Source organism: Roseateles sp. UC29_93 (assembly GCF_042695725.1).
Lineage (GTDB): Bacteria > Pseudomonadota > Gammaproteobacteria > Burkholderiales > Burkholderiaceae_C > Roseateles > Roseateles noduli_A.
This window is the reverse complement of the sequence record NZ_CP170545.1, coordinates 646,997-664,276: the sequence shown is the minus strand read 5'-3', so window position 1 is coordinate 664,276 and position 17,280 is coordinate 646,997. Positions and strand designations below refer to the sequence as shown.

Here is a 17,280-nt window from a genome sequence, read left to right as displayed (position 1 = left end):
GCTGTCGACTCTCAAAGCCCCTCGGTGAGGAACGGCATCACCGCCGCGAGCAATTCGTCCGGCGCTTCCTCCGGGATGTAGTGACCGCAAGGCAGAGGACCGCCGTCGACATCCGCCGCGACGCGTCGCCATTCCTTCAGCGGGTCGAAGCACTTCGCGACCACGCCCTGCGCGCCCCAGTAGATGCGCAGCGGCATCGACAGCTTCGCGCCGGCGTCGCGGTCCGCGCGGTCGTGGTCGAGGTCGATGCCCGCTGCGGCGCGGTAGTCCTCGCACATGCCATGCGCGGCGCCCGGCAGCGCCAGCGCGCGCTGGTACTCGGCGAACGCGCGCGGGTCGAAGGCCGACAGGCCCGCGTGCCGCCGGCCCATCACGTCCAGTGCGTAGGCGGCAGGATCGGCCTCGATGAGCCGCTCCGGCATCGGCGCCGGCTGGATCAGGAAGAACCAGTGCCAGTACGCTCTCGCGAACGCCTCGGTCGTCTGCTCGTACATCGCCAAGGTCGGCGCGATGTCCAGCAGGGCGAGTCGCTCGACCGCCGCCGGCTGATCCGCCGCCATGCGGTGCGCGACGCGCGCGCCCCGGTCATGGGCCAGCACCCGGAAGCGTGCATGGCCCAGCGCCGACATCACGGCGACCAGGTCCTGCGCCATGCGGCGCTTGCTGTAGTTGCCATGGTCCGCATCGCTAGTGGGCTTCGAGGAATCGCCGTACCCGCGCAGATCCGGCATCACGACGGTGAAGCGCGCCGCCAGCACCGGCAGCACGCGGTGCCAGATCACCAGCGTCTGCGGATGTCCGTGGATCAGCAGCAGCGGCGGGCCTTCGCCGCACACGCGCGCATGGATGCGTACGCCGGGCTCGGTCTCGACGGTCAGCCGTCGCGTCGCCGCGGGGAACAGGGCGTCGGCCGGATGCGGCTCGACGGTGAACTCCGCCGCAAAGGCGGCGGAGGCTTCGGAAGGGGCGGTGGAGGAGGGCGCGCTCATTCGCCGATGCTAGGCGCGTCGTCCGCATTCCCGCTGTCGGGAACGAGACACTGCGCTCGCGAGTGCCGCTCCCACGCCGCGAGCGCCACCAGCACCGCGCAGGCGAAGGCGCTGGTCGCCACCGGCGGCCAGGCGGGCACGAACGGCCCCGCCGCCGCCAGCACGATCACCGCCACGCCGTGCGACCACGGCCAGCGGCCGACCACCGCGCGCTTGAACAGCCCCACGCCGATCACGTAGATCGCCACGCCGCCGAGCAGGCACAGCGCCGTCTTCAGATCGGTGTGGCCGTCCGGATGCGCCAGGACGAACTCGTCCGCCGCCGCGTTGACGATGATCCCCGCCACGATCGGCAGGTGGATGTAGGTGTAGGCCAGCCGCGCCAGCCGCCCCGGATCGTCGCTGTGGGCGATGCGGCCGGTCGCGAAGTCGTTGGTGGTGTCGAAGTACAGCCACCACAGCGCGATGCTGCCGGCAAAGGACACCAGGAAGGCCAGCAGGCTCATCGTCGTCAGCGGCTCCGCCGCGAAGGTCGCGCCCGTGACCAGCAGTGACTCGCCCAGCGCGATGATCACGAAGAGCGCGCAGCGCTCGGCCAGGTGACCGCCGGAGATCGTCCAGTCCGCCGTCGTCGAGCGCCCCAGGCCCGGCACGAAGAAACCGGCCGAGGGACCGACGACCTCGATCGCCAGCGCCGCCACCCACAGCGGCACCCGCAGCGTGGCGTCCAGCGCACCGGCGATCCACAGCACGGCCGACACGAGCAGCCACGCGCCGATGCGCTGGAAATTGCGCACGAGGACCGCATCGGCCCCGCGCGCCGCCCAGAGGAAGAACAGCGTCCGCCCGACCTGGATCGCGGTGAACGAGGCCGCGAACATCAACGCACGTTCACCGAAAGCCTGCGGCAGCGAGACCGACATCAGCAGCCCGCCCAGCATCATCGCGAACAGGCAGATCCGGACGGGCAGGCGTTCCGGGTCCAGCCAGTTGGTGACCCACGAGGTGAAGATCCACACCCACCACACCGCCGCCATCAGGAAACCGGTCTGCAGCGCCCCGCGCAGCGTGACGCCGTCGTGCGCGAAGTGGCCGATCAGCGTGTGCGACAACTGTGTGACGGCGAAGACGAAGACAAGGTCGAAAAACAGCTCGACGAAGCTGACCTTCGCGTGGCCGTGCGGCTCGGGCCGGCGCAGGAGTGGGATGGCGGACATCCCCGGACTGTCGCATGCGTGCGCCGCCGGACCACCGGGGCCGATGCCAGCTTGACGGCAATCGCACGGCCATCCCCATAATCGCCCGAATGGCCCACCGGCCCTCGCCGCCGCCACGACCGGTCGAATGCGCGTCGAGTTCGCGTTGGATCGCGCACTGTCGCGCGTCACCGCTGTCGGCGCGTTGCCTTCGCGTCATCCTTCCGGTCCTCGAGACCGAACCGCCCGAGCCGTTGCATGCGTTCTTCCGCCGAGCCGACCCACCGCACCAGCCTCGGTCGCGGCGTGGGCCTGCTGATGCTGGCGCTGCTCGCGATGGCGGTGATCGTGGCGCTGCTGGCCTGGCGCGCCCGCGCGACGCTGGGCGACCTGCGCCGCGCCGACCGCATCAACACCGTCGTGCCGGCGATGACGCTGCTGATGGAGGATCTGCTCAACGCCGAGACCGGCCAGCGCGGCTACCTGCTGACCCAGCGCGCCGGCTATCTGCAGCCCTACCGCGATGCGATCCGCAGTCTCGACCGCCGCGTGGACGACCTGTTCGCGCGCGACGACGACCCCGCCCACGCGCCCCGGCTCGCCCGCATCCGGGAGCTGGTCCAGCTCAAGATGAGCGAGATGAACCAGACGATCCGTCTGCACGATTCCGGTCGTCCCGAGGAGGCGCTGGAGCTGGTGCTCGGCGACCAGGGCCTCCACCACATGGACGAGTTGCGCGATCTACTGGGCGAGCTGACCTCGTCACTGCGCGCCGAACGCGCCACGATCAGCGAGCGCCTGTCGCGCGAGGCCGGCCAGACCGAGCTGCTGATGCTGGCCGGACTGGCGATGCTGGCGCTGTTCTCGGTGATGGCGACCTCGCAGGTCCTGCTGCGGTCGCGCGACCTGCTGCGCACCCAGCAGCGCCTGCGCGGCATCGCGGACAACGTGCCCGCGCTGATCAGCCACTACGACGGGACGGGCCATCTGCGTTTCGCCAACGCGGAGGTCGGCCGCGTCTTCCACAGCGACCCCGACAGCCTTGTCGGCAAGACGCTGGAAGAGGTGCGCGGCATCGAGAACGCCGCGCAGATGCGGCCCTTCGTCGACCGCGTGCTGCAGGGGGAGTCCGTGGCCTTCGACGCCGAGCAGGTCATCGACGGCGAGACGCTGCACTTCCACCAGAGCTTCGTGCCCGAGCTGGCCAGCGGCCGCATCGAGGGCTTCTATGCGTGCTCGATGGACATCACCGAGCGCAAGCGCGCCGAGGCCAGGGTCGCCGCCAGCGAGCGCCGGATGAAGGCGATCACCGACAACCTGCCGGTCTTCATCACCTACATCGACGCGGAGCGTCGGCTGCGCTACACCAACGAGACGATGCGGAGCTGGTTCGGCCTCGATCCCCAGGCCGTGACGGGCCTGCACATCGATGAGGTCTTCGGCCTCGAGAGCACCGGCCAGCGCAGCGCCCAACTCGCGCTGGCGCTGGGCGGCGAGCGCGTGGAGTTCGAGATCACGGCGACGATGCTCGGCAAGCAGCGGCACCTGCGCTCGATCTACGTGCCGGACGTCGGGCCCGACGGGCGCGTGTCGGGCATCTTCACGCTGTCCATCGACATCACCGTGATGAAGCAGGCGGAGGCGCAGCTCGCGCGGCTGGCCAGTTCGGACGCGCTCACGGGCTTGCCGAACCGGCGCGAATTCGACCAGGCGCTGGAGGGTGCGCTGGCGCGGCAGCGGCGTCACATGCGCGAGGGTCGGGTGCTGGCGCTGCTGTTCCTCGACGTCGACCGCTTCAAGTCGATCAACGACACCCACGGCCACGGCGTCGGCGACACGGTGCTGCGCGACTTCGCGACCGTGCTGCGGCGTGCCGTGCGGGGCAGCGATCAGGTGGCGCGGATCGCGGGCGACGAGTTCGTCGCCGTGCTCGAGGGCCTGAACCGGCCCGAGGAGGCCGAGCAGGTCGCGGCCAAGATCGTCGAGGCGGTGCGGGCCGCGCGGCCGGCGGGCATCGCGATCACCGCCAGCATCGGCATCGCCAGCGTCGCCGACGGCGAGGTGCCGGCGGCGGACCTGATCGCGCTCGCGGACCGCGCGCTGTACCAGGCCAAGCACCAGGGTCGGGACGGCTGGGCGGCCTTGCGATGGCCCGGCCCCGATCTGCGGCGCTGACGGCGGCGCTGACGGCGTCGATCCCGCGGCGCGCACGGCGGCGTTCAGGGCGGGGATCGGCGATGATGGCCGGATGAAGATCTCCCGATGCCCCCCGGGTCTCCTCATCGCCGCTGTGCTGGGCCTGGGACTCTCCGCCGTCTCTCTCGTCTCCGACATGTCCGCGGCGTTCGCGCAGGGGGTTTCCTTGCCGCCGTCCGATCCCGGCGCGCGACCGCTGCGCCCGCTGACCAACGACATCGCCGAGCGCGTCCAGGCCTGCACCTTGTGCCACGGCGCGCAGGGTCGGGCGACGACGCAGGGCTACTTCCCGCGGCTCGCGGGCAAGCCGTCCGGCTACCTCTACAACCAGCTGCAGAGCTTCCGCGACGGCCGCCGCCATCACGCGCTGATGGCCGGCCTGCTGCGCAACATGAGCGACGACTACCTGCGCGAGATCGCCGGCTACTTCGCCGCGCTCGACGTGCCGTATCCGGCGCCGGGACCCTCGGGCCTGGACCCGGAACAGCAGGCGCGCGCGGAGCGGCTGATCACGCAGGGCGATCCCGCGCGCAAGGTGCCGGCCTGCACGGCGTGTCACGGACCGTCGATGGCGGGGCGCGAGCCGGCGGTCCCGGGGCTGCTCGGACTGCCGCGCGACTACCTGGTCGGGCAGCTCGGCGCGTGGCGCAGCGGACTGCGCCGCGCGCATGCGCCCGACTGCATGGCCGATGTGGCCAAGGCGCTGTCGACCGACGACATCGCCGTCGTCGCGAGCTGGCTCGCCGCGAAGCCCGCGGGGGCGCATCCGGAGCCGCCGTCGACGACGCCCTTGCCGGTCCCATGCGGAGGGCTCGCGCCATGAGCGGGGAAGCGAACGCCACGGACGCCTCCGGCTCGGCGCCGATGAGGACCTTCGTCCGACTGCTGATCGGCGTCGTGATCGCGGTGCCGCTGATGGCGCTGTTGCTGCTCGCCGGCGCGTGGGGCCGGGAGCTCTGGCTCTCAGGCCGTCCCGTCCAGTCCGGCGCCGAGGACACCAATCCCGCGCTGATCGCCCGAGGCGCCTACCTGGCCCGCATCGCCAACTGCGCCGGCTGCCACAGCCCGCGCGGCGGCGCGCCGCTGGCCGGCGGGCTGCCGCTCGGCACGCCGTTCGGGACGCTGTTCAGCAGCAACCTGACGCCCGATCCCGAGACGGGCCTCGGCCGCTGGACCGCCGACGACTTCTGGCGCGCGATGCACCATGGCCGCAGCCGCGATGGGCGGCTGCTCTATCCGGCCTTCCCGTACACCAGCTACACGGCGATGACGCGCGAGGACGCCGATGCGATCTTCGCGTGGCTGCGTCAGCAGCCGGCGGTGACGCAGACGGCGCCGACGCATCAACTCGGGTGGCCGTACCGCTGGCAGTCCGCGCTGGCGGTGTGGCGGCTGATGTACTTCACGCCCGGTGATGCGCCCTCGCACGACGACCCGCGCGTCAATCGCGCGGTGGCGCAGGAGGTCGCCGGTCAGGCGGCGCTGGAACGAGGCCGCTACCTCGTCCAGGCGGTGGGCCATTGCGCCGAGTGCCACGCGCCGCGCAATCGTCTTGGCGCGCTGCGCGACGCTGCGGGGCTGCGCGGCGGCTGGGTGGGCGTGCAGGGCTGGATCGCGCCCTCGCTGGCCGATCCGCAGGCGGCGGGGGGTGCAGGACTGGTCCGAGGCCGAGCTGCGCTCCTGGCTGCGATCCGGCTGGTCGCCGAAGGGCGCGGCGCTCGGGCCGATGGCGGACGTGGTCGCGGAGAGCCTCCAGCACCTGACCGATGCCGATGTGCAGGCGATGAGCGTCTACCTGCGAGGCCTGCCGCGCGAGGGGTCGCCGGCCGCCGAGTTCAAGCCGGCGCCGCCGGCGCAGATGGACCTCGGTCGTCAGGTGTACGCCAAGCATTGCGCCGACTGCCACGGCGACCAGGGGCAGGGACGGCGGATCGCCGACGAGCCGGCCTATCCGCCGCTCGCCGGCAACCGCGCGGTGACGCTGGACGCGCCGCAGAACGTGCTGCAGATGCTGGCCGACGGCGGCTACGCGCCGACGACGCCGGGGCATCCGCGTCCGTACGGCATGCCGCCGCTGCGGCAGGTGCTCACCGAGGCCGAGATGGCCGCCGTCGCGACGGTGATCCGGCAGAGCTGGGGGAACAAGGCGTCGGCGGTGACGGAGCAGGAAGTGCTGCGGATCCGGTGAACGTGGACTCGGCTCGCGCAACGGGCGCGGCATATGGGGACGGGCCACCCCCAATTTCAAGATCTTGAAGCGCGGCTTGGCGCACCTAGCTTGGGAGTCATGGCGGACACGTTCCGCCGCGATCCACCCGCAGGAAGCCAAGGAGCCCCGCATGTACCGTCAACTGTTTGCCCGTGAGCTGTTCAACGACCTCGACCGCTTCCAGCGCGAGATGAGCGGCCTGTTCGAATCCACCGCCGGCCGCAGCACCCCGCGCGGCGGCTATCCCGCGCTGAACGTCGGCCTGTCGCCGGAAGCGGTGGAGGTCTACGCCTTCGCCCCGGGCCTGGATCCGGCCACCATCGGCGTCGATTTGGATCGCGGCGTGCTGAGCCTGTCCGGCGAGCGCGCGGTCTCGCCGGCCGCGAATACCGACGGCACCGCCGCGACTGCCGCTGCCGCCGCCGCTGAAGGCGGGACCGCCGCGCCCGCCAAGGCCGCCGACAAGACCGTCGTCCATCAGCGCGAGCGCTTCGCCGGCAAGTTCCGCCGCGTGGTCAGCCTGCCGGACGACATCGATCCGGAACAGGTCTCGGCCTCCTACAAGGACGGCGTGCTGCGCGTCAGCGTCAAGCGCCGTCCCGCGCCGCAGCCGCGCCGCATCGACATCCATTGAGTTCCGGACCCCGCCGTCCACCGACCCGACACGAACCGAACGCGAGACGAAAGAACACCATGACCACTGCCGTCCAGACCCCCGCCGCCGACGCGGCCGAGCAAGTGAAGACCAACGCGTCGACCGCCGCGCAGAGCGCGCGCCGTCGAGATGACTATGCGATCCAGCCCGCCGTCGATGTGATCGAGGACGCGCGAGGCCTGACCCTCTTCGCCGACCTGCCGGGCGTGCCCCGCGAGCAGCTCCAGCTGCGCGTCGACAAGGACCGCCTGATCATCGAAGCGGAGATGCAACTCGATCTGCCGGATGGCCTGAAGGCCGGCCACGTCGAGGTGTCGCGCCAGTTCTATCGCCGTGCGTTCACGCTGAGCAAGGAGCTGGACGCCGAGCAGATCGGCGCCGAGCTGAGCAACGGCGTGCTGCGCGTGCGCATCCCCAAGGCCGCGCATGCGCAACCGCGCAAGATCGAGATCAAGCTGGGCTGAGCGAAGACCGACAAGGCGTCAGTACTGCCACCGCCGCTGGCCCTCACCCCCGACCCTCTCCCGCAAGCGGGAGAGGGAGCAAGAGGGGGGACGTCACTGCAAGCGCGATAGCGTCACGTCCGGCTCCGGCGGCGCGGCCATCGCGGCGAAGGCCGCATCGGCGGCCTCGCCCGCCCGGGCAGCGTCGTCCAGGCTCACCTGCAAGCGGCGCCGCATCCACGGCCGCAGGTCTTCCAGCGGCCCGACGTCGGGCAGCAGGCTCCAGTCCTGCAAGGCCTGCACCGCGTGCGGCACCGGCTCCTGACCGGCAAGCGCCCGCTGCAGGCGCTTGGCCGCCTCCGGCATCTCCGCCAGGAAATCGGCGTCCAGATCCTTCGCGCGCCGCATCAGGCTCTGCCGCATCATCGACAGGTGGGCCATCAGCCGGTAGCCGTGGTCGAGCACCATGTTCAGCTCCTGCAGCGGCGGGCGCACGCGGCGCGGTTCGGCGGCGCTGCGCGTCAGGGCCGCCGACAGCGCCGCGAGCGCGTCGTAGGCCTGACGCCGCGCCATCCGCTGCGTGAGCGCACCGGCCGGCGTCATCGCCGCGGTCATCGCCTGCATGGCGTACTGCTGCAGCGCGCCGCGCGCCCGCTTGAGCGCGCGCGGCAGGTTGCGCCGTTCCCAGGCCGGCAGCACATAGCTGAAGGCCCAGGCCAGGATCGCGCCGAGCACCGTGTCCGCGAGCCGCTCCGAGATCGCGATCCCATGCGTCGGATCCGCCAGGTGCGATTGCAGCAGCGCCATCATCGTGGCCGCGATCGCCGTGATCAGGTAGCGGCGGGTGACGAACGCATGCGCGATGCCGACGGCGATCTGCAGCACGACGATCCACAGGGTCTGGTTCGGGATCAGCGACAGCGCCAGCATCAGCCCGCAGCCGATCGCCGTGCCGAGCACCCGCATGTTGCGCCGTTCCAGCGTCTGGTCGAGGCTGCCGCGCAGCACCACCGCGACCGACAGCACCAGCCAGTGCGGGTGCGAGGCCCAGGGCAGCGCCAGGGCGATGAAGTAGGCGGCCGACAGCGCCAGCGTGCTGCGCAGCGCGTGGCGCATCACCGGCGAGTCGAGGTGCAGCTGCGCCTTCAGCAAGCCCATCGGCCAGCCGACCGGCGTCACGAAGTTCCGCAATTCGCCGGCGTCCAGCGGCAGCGGCGGCAAGGGCAGGGAGGCGTCGAGCGCGCGGCCCATCGCCAGCACCTCGCCGTCCAGGTGGGACAGCCGGTCCTGCAGCACGAGCTGTAGCCGTCTGCGCGGATCCTGCGGCGGCAGATCGGGCCAGCGCGTCGGACGCACGGTGTTCATCGCCGGCGCCCGCTCGTCGAGCAGCGCGTCGCGGTACTCGTCCAGCAGCACGGCCAGAGCCCGCAGCCGGCTGACCAGCGCGGTGCGCATCTGCTGTCCGACAGGATCCTCGCCCAGGAGCTCCAGATCCAGCCGGCTCGCCAGCATCAGGTCGCGCAGCTCGACGATGTGCAGCAGGACCGCCGCGCTGCGCGGATCGGTCTTCGCGCGTGGGAAGACCTGGTCGCGCGCCGTCTGCAGCAGTTCCGCGAGTTGGGCTTCGTTGCCGAGCCAGTCGCGCATCGCGTGCGCCGCGCCGCCGCTGCCGAGCAGCTCGGCGCGCGCGCTCAGCAACTGCGCCAGGCCGTGCAGCGCCTCGGCCAGCGCGAGCCGGTGGAAACGCCAATGCAACACCGCGCTGGAGATCACGCTCCACACGAGGTAGAGCGCAATGCCCGCCGCGCCGCTCGCCAGCACGATGGGCAGCGGCTGCGGCGGCCACGCGAGCGCGAACACCATCGCCAGGATGGGCGCGAAGGACACGGGGCCCGCGCGCGGCCCCCAGCTCAGCAGCATGGCGCTGCCGAACGCGAGCACCGCGACGAGCGCGCCCATCGCGACGTGATACGGATGGAGCACCGCGACCAGTCCCACGGCCAGCAGCGTCATGCCGCCGGCGGTGAGCACGCGGTTGCGGTTGCGCCGGACGCTGCCCGGCAGATCGGCCAGGCTGGCGCAGATGGCGCAGGCCATCGCCAGCTGCGAGGCGATGTGCGACAGCTCGGCCGGAGCCGCGTGCGACACGATCACCTGCACCAGCATCACCCCGAGGGCGACGCTGAGGCCGTTCCACCAGTGCGCCGGCCAGTGACGCCAGCGACCGGCCGCCATCAGGCTTCCCGGACGCGCTGGTTCAGATGGGCCAGGGCCTCTTCGACCTGGTCGACCAGCACGAGGCACAGGTCGCCCGGCTGCAGGCGCGCCAGCGCGCGGTCGATCGCGACGAACTCGCCGCGGATCTCCTCGATGTGCTTGGTCCGCGTCGCGCCCTTCAGGCCCTGCTGCAGCAGCGCCAGGACTTCACCGTCCTCGCGGCCGCGCTGGCAGGCGTCCTGGAACAGGATGGCCTCGTCGAAGGCCTCGCCCAGGATCTGCGTCTGGATGCGGATGTCCTCGTCGCGGCGGTCGCCGGCGCCGGAGATCACCACCGAGCGCTTGTTCGCCGGCAGCGCCTGCACCGCCTGCACCAGCGCGCGCATCGCGTCGCCGTTGTGGCCGTAGTCGGCGATGACCGTCGCGCCGCGATAGTCCATCACGTTGAAGCGGCCCGGCACGCTGTCCGGGTCGCTCATGAAGCTCGCCAGCCCGCGCCGGATCGTGTCCCAGTCCAGGCCCACGCCCCAGGCCGCCGCGACCGAGGCCATCGCGTTCTCGTTCTGGAACGGGATCGCGCCGCCGCGGGTGAAGGGGATGTCGCGCAGCGGGATCGATTCGCGCCACGCGCCCTGCGCCGCGACCAGCGCGTCGCCGTCGACGTAGACGCAGCGTTTGCCCTGCGCGCGGTGCGTCGCCATCAGCGGGTGATGGCGGTCGCTCGCGAAGAAGATCACCTGGCCCGGGCAGACGTCGGCCATCTTCGCCACGACCGGGTCCGCGGCGTTGAGCACCGCGTAGCCGTTGGGCGCCACATTCTGCACGATCACGCGCTTGACCAGCGCCAGTTCCTCGACGGTGTTGAGGAAGTTCATGCCGAGGTGGTCGCCCTCGCCGAGGTTGGTCACCACCGCCACCTGGCAGCGGTCGAAGCCCAGGCCCTCGCGCAGCACGCCGCCGCGCGCGGTCTCGAAGACCGCCGCCTCGACGTCCGGATGCATCAGCACGTTGCGCGCGCTCTTCGGCCCGGAGCAGTCGCCGCTGTCGGTCTGGCGGCCGTCGACGTAGACGCCGTCGGTGTTGGTCATGCCCACGCGCAGGCCCTGCGTCGCGAACATGTGCGCCACCAGGCGCGACGTCGTCGTCTTGCCGTTGGTGCCGGTCACCGCGACGATGGGGATGCGGCCGTCCTCGCTCGCGGCGCCGCGGTTGCCGCCGTAGATGCTGGAGATGATGGCCTCGCCGACGTCGCGGCCCTTGCCGTAGGACGGGCTCAGGTGCATGCGCAGGCCCGGCGCGGCATTGACCTCGACGATGCCGCCGCTCTGTTCCTCGAGCGGCTTGAGCACGCTCTCGGCCACGACGTCGACGCCGCAGACGTGCAGGCCGACGACCGTCGCCGCCGCGATCGCGCGGGCCGCGACTTCCGGATGCACGTCGTCGGTCACGTCGGTCGCGGTGCCGCCGGTGGACAGGTTGGCGTTGTTGCGCAGGATCACGCGGCGACCCTTGTCCGGCACGGACTCCGGGGTCAGGCCTTGCAGGTCCAGGCGCGCGATCGCGATGTCGTCCAGGCGGATCTTGGTCAGGGAGGTGGCGTGGCCGTCGCTGCGGCGCGGATCTTCGTTGACCTTGTCGACCAGCTGGCGCACCGTGTGCACGCCGTCGCCGATGACGTTGGGCGGATCGCGGCGGGCCGCCGCCACCAGCTTGTCGCCGACGACCAGCAGCCGGTAGTCGCTGCCGGGCAGGAACTTCTCGACCATCACCGTGCCGATCTCGTCCGCGGCCTTGTAGGCGATCTCCATGTGCTCGCGCGACGCGACGTTCACCGTCACGCCCTTGCCCTGGTTGCCGTCCAGCGGCTTGACCACGACCGGCAGGCCGATCTCCAGCGCCAGTTCCCAGGCCTCGTCGACGGTCTCCACCGGCGCGCCGATGGGCACCGGCACGCCGGCCGACTGCAGCAGGCGCTTGGACAGGTCCTTGTCCTGCGCGATCGATTCAGAGACGGCGCTGGTCGCGTCGACCTCGGCGGCCCAGATACGGCGCTGCTTCACGCCCCAGCCCAACTGCACCAGCGAGCCCTGCGTCAGGCGGCGGAACGGAATGCCGCGCTTGCAGGCGGCGTCGACGATGGAGCCGGTCGAGGGGCCGAGGCGGATGTCCTCGTCCGTCTCGCGCAGCGCCTTGACGGCGGCGTCGGCATCGAAGGCGGCGCCCGACTGCGCGGCGTTGATCAGCTCGACGGCCTTGTCGAAGGCGGCGCGGCCGACGTCTTCCTCGCTGTACTCGACGACGACCTGGTAGGTGCCGGCTTCCGACGTGGTGTGCGTGTGGCTGTAGGTCACCGGGCAGCCGGCCTGCGCCTGCAGCGCCAGGGCGGCCTGTTCCAGCACGTGGGCCAGGGTGATCGGCGTCTTGGCGGCGCTGGCCGGCCGCAGCGGGCCGATGCCGGGGAAGCGTTCGCGCAGGCGGGCCTCGAAGCCGGCCATGTCGGCGATGGTGCGTTCCGAATCGCTGCAATGCACGACCGCCTCGATGGCGGTGTGGCGGCTCCACATGTTGGGGCCGCGGAGGGCGCGGGTGCGGGGAGACTTCCATCTGTCGTCTTTCGGGTTCGACTGTTCTTTGAAAGGGGCGGGACTGGGGCGGTGGTTCGCGCCGGGCCGTGATTACTGCGGCAGGTCCGGCACGAAGGTGTCCAGGCCGGCCGAAATCAGCTCGGGCGAGATGCCCATGGCCCAGCCGGTCGCGACGGCGGCCAGCACCGCGTCGGTCGCGATTTCCTGGCCGACCGCGCGGAAGCGGGCCTGCAGCGATTCGACGTTGGCGCCGGAGGTCTCGGACGTGCCTTGCGCCAGCATCGCGGCGCCGCCGCGCAGGAACACGCCGCGGCCTTCCTGGGCGCGGTGCTCCGTCAGCGCGGCATTGCCGGCGTCCAGCGCGTAGAGGATCACCTCGCCGTCGGAGAGCTCGGCCATCTCGGCCACTTTGGGCTCGTCGGCGTTCAGCACGGCGACGCCGTCGGACAGCACGACGTCGACCTGGGTGCGCAACACCTTGAAGAGCTGGTCCTCGGTCTGGATGTCGTGGTCGTCGAGCTGCGGCACGCGGCCCATGTCGGTCACGACACCGACCTGGCAGCGGTCGTAGGCCAGGCCGTCACCGAGGATGGTGCCGGCGCCGTTCTCGACCACGATGGCGTCGACGGCGCGGTTCATCAGCAGGCGGTGGCTGGCGGCCCAGGTCGCGCTGGGCTTGCGCTCGACGCGGCGGGTGCCCAGGAACAGGCCGGCGCCGCAGGCCAGGCCGACGTGGCGGCCGTTCAGGTGCAGCAGCCAGCCGACCAGGCGCGCGATCTGCGCCGTGCCGCGCGAACCGGCCACGCCCACGATGGGAATGCGGCCGCTTTCGTCCTCGGCGAACAGGTGGTCGATGATGGCCTGGCCCACCGGCTGGGGCATGCCCTCGGCGGGCTTCAGGTGCATCAGCAGGCCGGGGCCGGCGTTGACCTCGACGATGGCGCCGCCGGTCTCGGACAGCGGCTTCGAGATGTCGCTGCAGACCAGGTCGACGCCGGCGATGTCCAGGCCGACGGTGCGCACGGCCAGCGACACCGCGTGCGCCACTTCCGGATGGATCTGCGCGGTGCAGTCGATCGCGACGTTGCCGTTGCGCTGGATCAGCACGCGCTGGCCGGCTTCGGGCACGCCGTCGCCGGTCAGGCCCTGGCGCTGCAGGTCCAGCAGCACGACCGGGTCGCCGGTGATGTCGATGCGGTTGAGGGGGAAGTCCTCGGTCGTCCCGCGGCGCGGGTCGGTGTTGATCTGCAGGTCGATCAGCTCGATGACGGTGTGCGTGCCGTCGCCGGTGACCCAGGCTTCCTCGCCGCGGGCGGCCGCGACGACCTGGCCGCCGACGACCAGCAGCCGGTGCTCCATCCCGGGGATGTAGCGTTCGACCAGCACTTCCGAGCCTTCCTTGTCGGCGACGTGGAAGGCGGCCTCGACGTCGGCCTCGTGGCGCAGGTCCAGCGTGACGCCGCGGCCGTGGTTGCCGTCCGACGGCTTGACGACGACCGGCAGGCCCAGGTCCTGGGCGACGTCCCAGGCCTCGGCCGCGGTCTTGACGGCCTGGCCCGCGGGGACCGGCACGCCGACCGACTTCAGCAGTTCCTTGGTCAGGTCCTTGTCGCGCGCGATGCCTTCGGCGATCGCGCTGGTCATGTCGGTCTCGGCCGTCCAGATGCGGCGCTGGCGCGCGCCGTAGCCGAGCTGCACCAGGTTGCCGTCGTTCAGGCGGATGTGGGGGATGCGGCGGTCGGTCGCCGCGGCCACGATGGCGGCAGTCGACGGGCCGAGGTAGCAGTCGTCGAGCTTGTCGCGGATCGCCGCGACGGCGGCGTCGACGTCGAAATCGTCGCCGTTGATCGTCGCCATCAGCAGCGCGTGGCCCTGCTCCAGCGCGCAGCGGGCGACCTGCTCGTCGCGGGCGCGGAACACCATGCGGTACACGCCGTGGCGCGAGGTGGAGCGCGTCTGGCCGAAGCCGGTCGGCATGCCGGCCAGGTTGAGCAGCTCGATGACGATGTGCTCCAGCACATGGCCCATCCAGGTGCCCTCGGTCAGGCGCTGCAGGAAACCGCCGCGCTCGCCGACGCCGCAGTGGTGCTCTTCCAGCGCCGGCAGGCGCTTGCACAGGCGTTCGGTGAAGCCGGGGATCAGGTGGGAGGGGTGTTCTTCCAGGCCACCCAGGTCCAGCCAGGTTTCCAGCACCGGGCGGTAGGTCCACATGTTGGGGCCGCGCAGGTAGTTGATGCGCAGGAGCTTGATGTCGTCGTGTCGGCTCATGAGGGGTGGAAACGTGGAAGGGGGCTGTCCGGCGGACCACCGGACAATGATGCGAAGCACAATTGTGCGCTTAAGCGAAAATTGTGCGAAACATGCCACGACCCGGCTGGTCCGGGTCTTGCCCCGTTGGGGGGCGGTGGCAGAAATGTCCCGGGGAAATCTCCCGAGAATCTCCTGTTTCGCGGATCGCCAGAAGAATCACAAATGCAGCATTCACATCCTGTCGCGTCGGCCGGTGCCGGCGGCGTTCCGGCCGCCGAGGCTTTCGAAACACGCCTGCGGCGTGGCGAGAACGTCCGGGCCTCGCTCGAGGTTGACCTGGACGGGCGTTTGCGCTTCTCGGCGGGCGGTCTGCGACTCACGGATCAACGGCTGCTGTCCCTGGAAGCGTCCGAGGATGACCCCGGCGCCCCGGTCTTGCGGGAGTGGCCGCTGACGCCGGACCTGCGGCTGGTGCTGTCCGACCACGCCGGGCTGGGCACGCTGGAGCTGGTCGACACCGACGGCCGGCTGGCGCAGTGGCGCTTCACGATGAAGGCCAACCTGCAGGCCCAGCGCTTCCAGGACGCGTTCAACCGCCGCGACGAGGTCGAGGCCCGCCTGGACGAGGAGCCCGAGCTCTGCCCGAGCTGCCAGGCCGTCCTGCCGGAGGACAGCGAGGAGTGCCCCTCCTGCGCCCGCGAGCTGCACACGCCGCCGTCGACCTGGGTGCTGCTGCGGCTGTGGCGCTTCGCCGGTCCTTACCGGGGTCAGCTGTTGCTGGGCTTCCTGCTGATGCTGGGCGCGACCGGGGCGACGCTGGTGGCGCCCTACCTGGCGATGCCGCTGATGGACGACGTCCTGATCCCGTTCCAGCAAGGCAAGCAGATCGACACCAGCCTGGTGGTCATGTACCTGGGCGGGCTGTTCGGGGCGGCGATCGTGTCCTGGATCCTGGGCTGGGCCAAGACCTACATCCTGGCGCTGGTGTCCGAGCGCATCGCCGCGGATCTGCGCACGGCGACCTTCGACCACCTGCTGGGGCTGTCGCTGGAGTACTTCGGCTCCAAGCGCACCGGCGACCTGATGAGCCGCATCGGCTCGGAGACGGACCGGATCAGCGTGTTCCTGTCGCTGCACGCGCTGGACTTCATCACCGACTGCCTGATGCTGGCGATGATCACGGTGATCCTGTTCCACACGAACCCGTGGCTGGCGCTGGCCACGCTGGTGCCGCTGCCCTTCATCGCGTGGCTGATCCACCTGGTGCGGGACAAGCTGCGCACCGGTTTCGAGAAGATCGACCGCGTCTGGGGCGAGGTGACCTCGGTGCTGGCGGACACCATCCCCGGCATCCGCGTGGTCAAGGCCTTCGCCCAGGAACGCCGCGAGGCCGAGCGCTTCCGCAACGCCAACAAGCACAACCTGGTCGTCAACGACCGGCTGAACAAGACCTGGAGCCTGTTCACGCCCAGCGTCTCGCTGCTGACCGAGATCGGCCTGCTGGTCGTCTGGGCCTTCGGCATCTGGCTGATCGCGCACGCGCAGATCACCGTCGGGACCTTGACCGCCTTCCTGGCCTACATCGGGCGCTTCTACGGGCGGCTGGATTCGATGAGCCGGATCGTGTCGGTGACGCAGAAGGCGGCCTCGGGCGCGAAGCGGATCTTCGACATCCTCGATCACCATTCCAACGTGCCGGAGCCGACGCAGCCGGTGGTGCTGGACAAGGTCGAGGGCGAGCTGTCGCTGCAGGACATCGGCTTCCGCTACGGCAACCGGACGGTGATCCGCGACCTCAACCTGGTGATCAAGCCGGGCGAGATGATCGGTCTGGTCGGGCACAGCGGCTCGGGCAAGAGCACGATGGTCAACCTGATCTGCCGCTTCTACGACGTGACCGAGGGGGCGATCAAGCTCGACGGCGTCGACCTGCGGCGCTTCAGGCTGTCGGACTTCCGCCGTCACATCGGGCTGGTGCTGCAGGAACCCTTCCTGTTCTTCGGCACGATCGCGGAGAACATCGCCTACGGCAAGCCGGAGGCGACGCGCGACGAGATCGTCGCCGCGGCCCGCGCCGCGCATGCGCATGAATTCATCCTGCGGCTGCCGCAGGGCTACGACTCGCTGGTCGGCGAGCGGGGGCAGGGCTTGTCCGGCGGCGAGCGCCAGCGGATCTCGATCGCGCGCGCGCTGCTGATCGACCCGCGCATCCTGATCATGGACGAGGCCACTTCGGCCGTGGACACGGAGACGGAGAAGGAGATCCAGAAGGCGTTGGACAACCTGGTGCGCGGCCGCACGACGATCGCGATCGCCCACCGGCTGTCGACGCTGCGCAAGGCCGACCGGCTGGTGGTCATGGACCGCGGCGAGATCGTCGAGGTCGGGCCGCACGACGAGCTCATCGCCAAGCAGGGCGCCTACTGGCGCCTGTGGGAAGCGCAGGCCCGCCGCGTCGATGCGGAGGAGCAGGACAACGTGGTTGTCGTCGCGCCCAACGTCAATGTCCACACGGCCACGCAGGCCTGATCGCGCCGAGG

At 71.0% G+C, this 17,280-nt stretch carries 10 protein-coding genes and 2 pseudogenes; 7 read left to right on the top strand and 5 right to left on the bottom strand.

Going from position 1 to position 17,280, the window contains the following annotated elements; translation table 11 throughout:
- Window positions 1–11: 11 nt before the first annotated feature.
- Window positions 12–989, bottom strand: a complete 978-nt coding sequence (locus tag ACFJIX_RS03010; RefSeq protein ID WP_377157658.1) for an alpha/beta fold hydrolase — start codon at window positions 987–989, stop codon at window positions 12–14.
- Window positions 986–2,206: a low temperature requirement protein A gene (locus ACFJIX_RS03005; RefSeq protein WP_377157656.1), complete on the bottom strand. Its 1,221-nt coding sequence runs from the start codon at window positions 2,204–2,206 to the stop codon at window positions 986–988. The genes ACFJIX_RS03010 and ACFJIX_RS03005 overlap by 4 nt, the downstream gene beginning before the upstream one ends.
- A gap of 237 nt (window positions 2,207–2,443) precedes the next feature.
- Here ACFJIX_RS03005 and ACFJIX_RS03000 point away from each other — a divergent pair, with 237 nt between their 5' ends.
- The 6 genes and pseudogenes from ACFJIX_RS03000 (at window position 2,444) to ACFJIX_RS02975 (ending at window position 7,709) form a co-directional block, all read left to right on the top strand.
- A complete protein-coding gene (locus ACFJIX_RS03000; protein ID WP_377157654.1) occupies window positions 2,444–4,360 on the top strand; it encodes a diguanylate cyclase domain-containing protein in 1,917 nt (638 codons plus the stop codon).
- A gap of 73 nt (window positions 4,361–4,433) precedes the next feature.
- The gene (locus tag ACFJIX_RS02995) at window positions 4,434–5,204 is read left to right on the top strand and encodes a c-type cytochrome (protein ID WP_377157652.1); all 771 of its coding nucleotides are present in this window, start codon (window positions 4,434–4,436) and stop codon (window positions 5,202–5,204) included.
- Window positions 5,183–5,632 (top strand): annotated as a pseudogene (locus ACFJIX_RS02990) (hypothetical protein); the annotation flags it as partial. The gene ACFJIX_RS02995 and the pseudogene ACFJIX_RS02990, both read left to right, overlap by 22 nt.
- Before the next feature lie 397 nt (window positions 5,633–6,029).
- Window positions 6,030–6,569 (top strand): c-type cytochrome, encoded by a 540-nt coding sequence (locus tag ACFJIX_RS02985; RefSeq protein ID WP_377157650.1) that lies wholly within the window; start codon window positions 6,030–6,032, stop codon window positions 6,567–6,569.
- 151 nt (window positions 6,570–6,720) lie between these two features.
- Window positions 6,721–7,224: an Hsp20/alpha crystallin family protein gene (locus tag ACFJIX_RS02980; protein ID WP_377157649.1), complete on the top strand. Its 504-nt coding sequence runs from the start codon at window positions 6,721–6,723 to the stop codon at window positions 7,222–7,224.
- Between the two features lie 59 nt (window positions 7,225–7,283).
- Window positions 7,284–7,709, top strand: coding sequence for an Hsp20/alpha crystallin family protein (locus ACFJIX_RS02975; protein ID WP_377157647.1), 426 nt, complete (start codon window positions 7,284–7,286; stop codon window positions 7,707–7,709).
- A 93-nt stretch (window positions 7,710–7,802) separates the two neighbouring features.
- On the opposite strand, the gene ACFJIX_RS02970 is transcribed toward ACFJIX_RS02975, so the two are convergent.
- The 3 genes and pseudogenes from ACFJIX_RS02970 to cphA (ACFJIX_RS02960) all read right to left on the bottom strand — a co-directional run bounded on the left by ACFJIX_RS02970 (window position 7,803) and on the right by cphA (ACFJIX_RS02960) (window position 14,758).
- Window positions 7,803–9,923 carry an FUSC family protein gene (locus ACFJIX_RS02970; RefSeq protein ID WP_377157646.1) on the bottom strand — a complete coding sequence of 707 codons (2,121 nt, stop codon included), beginning with the start codon at window positions 9,921–9,923 and terminating at the stop codon, window positions 7,803–7,805.
- Window positions 9,923–12,496 (bottom strand): annotated as a pseudogene (gene cphA / locus ACFJIX_RS02965) (cyanophycin synthetase); the annotation flags it as partial. The gene ACFJIX_RS02970 and the pseudogene cphA (ACFJIX_RS02965), both read right to left, overlap by 1 nt.
- Window positions 12,497–12,580: 84 nt before the next feature.
- A complete protein-coding gene (gene cphA, locus ACFJIX_RS02960) occupies window positions 12,581–14,758 on the bottom strand; it encodes a cyanophycin synthetase (RefSeq protein ID WP_377157644.1) in 2,178 nt (725 codons plus the stop codon).
- 204 nt (window positions 14,759–14,962) lie between these two features.
- On the opposite strand from cphA (ACFJIX_RS02960), the gene ACFJIX_RS02955 reads away from it, so the two are divergent.
- Window positions 14,963–17,269, top strand: coding sequence for an ABC transporter ATP-binding protein (locus ACFJIX_RS02955; protein ID WP_377157642.1), 2,307 nt, complete (start codon window positions 14,963–14,965; stop codon window positions 17,267–17,269).
- The last annotated feature ends 11 nt before the right edge of the window (window positions 17,270–17,280 follow it).